The sequence below is a fragment of the Endothiovibrio diazotrophicus genome, assembly GCF_054657215.1.
Genome location: NZ_BAAHXB010000219.1, coordinates 1 through 3,250 on the forward strand (window position 1 = coordinate 1; position 3,250 = coordinate 3,250).

3 protein-coding genes are annotated in these 3,250 nt (G+C 66.9%); all 3 read right to left on the reverse strand.

From position 1 onward, the window contains the following. Nucleotides 1-30: 30 nt before the first annotated feature. The 3 genes from ACYQ2W_RS25730 to istA are packed head-to-tail and all read right to left on the reverse strand — an operon-like array spanning nucleotide 31 to nucleotide 2,577. On the reverse strand, nucleotides 31-222 hold the full coding sequence (locus tag ACYQ2W_RS25730; protein WP_459873830.1) for a hypothetical protein: 192 nt from the start codon (nucleotides 220-222) through the stop codon (nucleotides 31-33). Then, complete coding sequence (istB, locus tag ACYQ2W_RS25735) at nucleotides 219-1,025, reverse strand: IS21-like element helper ATPase IstB (protein WP_459873832.1); 807 nt, start codon at nucleotides 1,023-1,025, stop codon at nucleotides 219-221. Before istB ends, ACYQ2W_RS25730 begins: the two co-directional genes overlap by 4 nt. Beyond that, nucleotides 1,006-2,577, reverse strand: coding sequence for an IS21 family transposase (gene istA / locus ACYQ2W_RS25740; protein ID WP_459873834.1), 1,572 nt, complete (start codon nucleotides 2,575-2,577; stop codon nucleotides 1,006-1,008). Before istA ends, istB begins: the two co-directional genes overlap by 20 nt. Between the last annotated feature and the right edge of the window lie 673 nt (nucleotides 2,578-3,250).

Sequence of the window (3,250 nt, forward strand, 5' to 3'; positions counted from 1 at the left end):
CGCCGGAATGGCGATGGGATATTGTGTCGATCAGAACGGTGGGTCGTCGTCGGTCGGGGCGGTGATGAGGTTACCGATGCAGATGAACGGTTCGCCGCGATCGAGCGGTTCGTCGAGACGGGCCTGATAGGTCCGCCAAACCTGCTCCCGGAGTTCGGTGAGCAGATCGTAGATGGCCAACGCCTCATCGGCGGTCACGTGGTCGAGGTTGAGAATGCTCATGTGGGCAAATCTCCGTCGGCCGCGTCGGTAGACCCCTTCGGTTGGCGGACGCCCTTCTTCCGGCTCCGCTTGCGTTCCGTGGCCCGCTCTCGCGCCTCCTTGAGGCGATAGGATTCACCCTCGATGGGGATGATCTCGGCGCGATGGACCAGTCGGTCGACCAGGGAGACGACGCAGGCGGCGTTGGGAAACACCTCGTTCCATTCGGCAAAGGGGCGATTGGTGGTGATCAGGGTGGCCCTTGTCTCGTAGCGCCGGCTGACGATCTCGAACAGCAGATCGGCGTGACGGTTGCCGTAGGAGAGGTAGCCGACCTCGTCGATCACCAGCAGCTCCGGCTGGGCATAGTGTTTGATTTTGCGCCGCAGGGCGATGTCGCCATCCTGGGCGGCCAGCTCATTGAGCATGTAGGCGGCGGAGGTGAACAGCACCGTGTGGCCGTTCATCAAGGCCTGGTGGGCGATGTTGCGCGCCAGCGTGGTCTTGCCGACCCCGTTGGGGCCGAGCAGTACGGCGTTGGCGGGCTCCTGGATAAAGGCGAGGCTCATCAACTCCTCGACCGCCGCCCGGTCGCACTGTGCGGGCCACTTCCAGTCGAAATCGCTGATCGGCTTGAATCGCCCGATCCGGGCGGTACGCAGGCGACGCTGGAGACTGCGCCGGGCGCGCTCGCTCTCCTCCCACTGCAGCAGTTGCTCGACCCGGGGGAGCGACTCCCCCAGCTCCTCCCAGTGCTCGATCAGGCCATAGAGCTTGAGCGCCTTGGCACGTTCGATCAGGGCTTCATTCGTCGGTCGGGTCATCGGTGCTCTCCTCAGCGGTGTCGGGGGTGTCGGGGGTGTCGGTCGGTGTCTCTTCCGGCTCCGGGGTGTCGTCCTCGTGGAGTCGGTCGTAGTCACCGAGCGCGTGGGGCCGTACGGTGAGATTGCGCAGGCGTGGGTCCTCCGGCAGCGCCACCGCCAGGGGCGGGGGCTGATCGCGCGCCTCGCGGCGGCGTTGCAGGGCGAGGCGCACGGCGTTGGGGTGGGCCACGCCACGGCCGAGCGCATCGGCGATGGCCGCCTCCAACTCGGCGGCGCCGTACTCGTCGAGCAGGCGCAGCAGGGCGGCGGTGATCGATCCGAGGTTGTCGCCCTTCTCGGCGGCGCGGACCAGTAGCTCGTGGGCGTTGGGAACGCGGTGGGTGAGGCGATCCTGGCCGCGGTGGTGACGTGCGCCGCGCTTGTGCTCGACCAGCGCCTCGATATGGGCGGGGTCCTCGATCTGAGCGCCTTTGTCGTAGCTGCGCGGGTGACGGGCGAGGAGTTCACCACCATCGAGCACGCGGACCTCGCCGGGGGAGGCGTGCACGGTCAATGAACGGCGCACGTGGGTGTGGGGTACCGAGTAGTCGTTGAGGTCGAAACGGACGTAGGGGGTCTTGCCGACGGAGACCACCACCTGCTCGTCGGTGGGGAACGGGTTCTCGGGCAAGGCCACCAACTGAGGGTGTTCCTGCTCGAACGCCTCGCGCACGGTGATCGAGCGATCCTCGGGGCAGGGACGTCGCAGACTGGGGCCCTCACACCAGGAGCGGGCCTGTGCATTGAGATCCTCCAGGTCGCGCCAGGGGCGGGCGGCAAAGAAGTTCTCGCGGATGTAGCGGATGGCCCGCTCCACACGCCCCTTCTCGTTGCCGCGAGCGACCGCCACCGGCCGCGGCTCGAAGCGGTAGTGGGCGGCGAACTCCAGGAGCGTTGGGTGGAAGCGAATGGCCTCCCCGCGCCGCTCCAACACCGCGCTCTTGAGGTTGTCGTAGAGCAACACCCGCGGCAGCCCATCCCAGGCCTCGAAGGCCCCCTGGTGACCCCGCAGGAAATTCTCCATGCGCGCATCGAGAAAGAAGCGCAGGTAGATGCGCCGGGAGTAGCTCAACACCATCACGAACGCCATCAGCGAACGCTTCGCCCGACCGATGGTGAGCGAGCCGAAGTGTCCCCAGTCGACCTGCCCCTGCTCCCCCGGCAGGGTGCGCAGGCGCAGGTAGGCCTCGGCCGGTTTGCGCGGGCGCAGCAGGGCGACCTGATGGCGGAAATGGTGCTCGCTGCCGGGATAGCCCCGCTCGCACACCATCCCATACAGCGCACTGGCGGTGAGCGTCGGGAAGCGCTCCAGTTGCTCGGCGACGAAGGGGCGAAAGGGGTCGATCATCGAGGGCTGGGTCGCCCGCTCGGCCTTGGGCAGGCCGGACTCGGCCAGGACCCGATCGACGGTGGTGTGATGAACGCCGAGCTGACGGGCGATGGTGCCGACCCGCCAGTGCTCGACATGATGGTAGCGCAGGATTTGCGCGCGCAGTTCCGTGGAAATGGCCAAGGACCAACCTCCTCCCGAGACGATGGATTCAAAGGGACCACGATCGAGCGCGGGAGGGGGGCGAGGCGCGCCCCAAAAACCCGAGGCGAACGAACGGGGAGACGGATCGGCCGCAAAAATGGCAGACCCGATCCCCGAATTCGGGGGGCTGGGGCGGAAAAGAGCTCGGCGTCACCCGCTCCTCCGGCGCGTGTTCCAGTGGAGCATCGGGGGCCGGTGGCGGGGAACCGTGATGCGTCACTTTTTGCCTGCGCTCACGGTAGCGGCGCTGGCGCTCGGCATGGGCGAGACGACCGCGACGGCTCTGCTGGTAGCGCCTGCCGGCGCTGAGCAGCGTGCGCCGCCGCGCATGGCGTGAACAGCGCCGACTGCAGTAGAGATGGCCACGGTCGCAGTGGGAGCAGATCTCCACCAGACGGCCACAGCCGGCACAGCGAAAGAGACGAGCCAAACCCCTCATCGGCACTCCAAGCCGATGAAACAGGGTGGATTTTTAGGGAGCCCCGGAGCGATACTCCAGGTGGATCGTGAGGCACTCCACACGATCTGGCAGGTGCGGCGTCGGTATGAACCGCCAAGTTGATGGCCGGCGCCGCATCTGTTTCTCGGCTACCGCCATTGTCTCCATTGCGCAGCGGTTGTCACCTCCGCGCAGACCTCTCTCTGCTGCTTT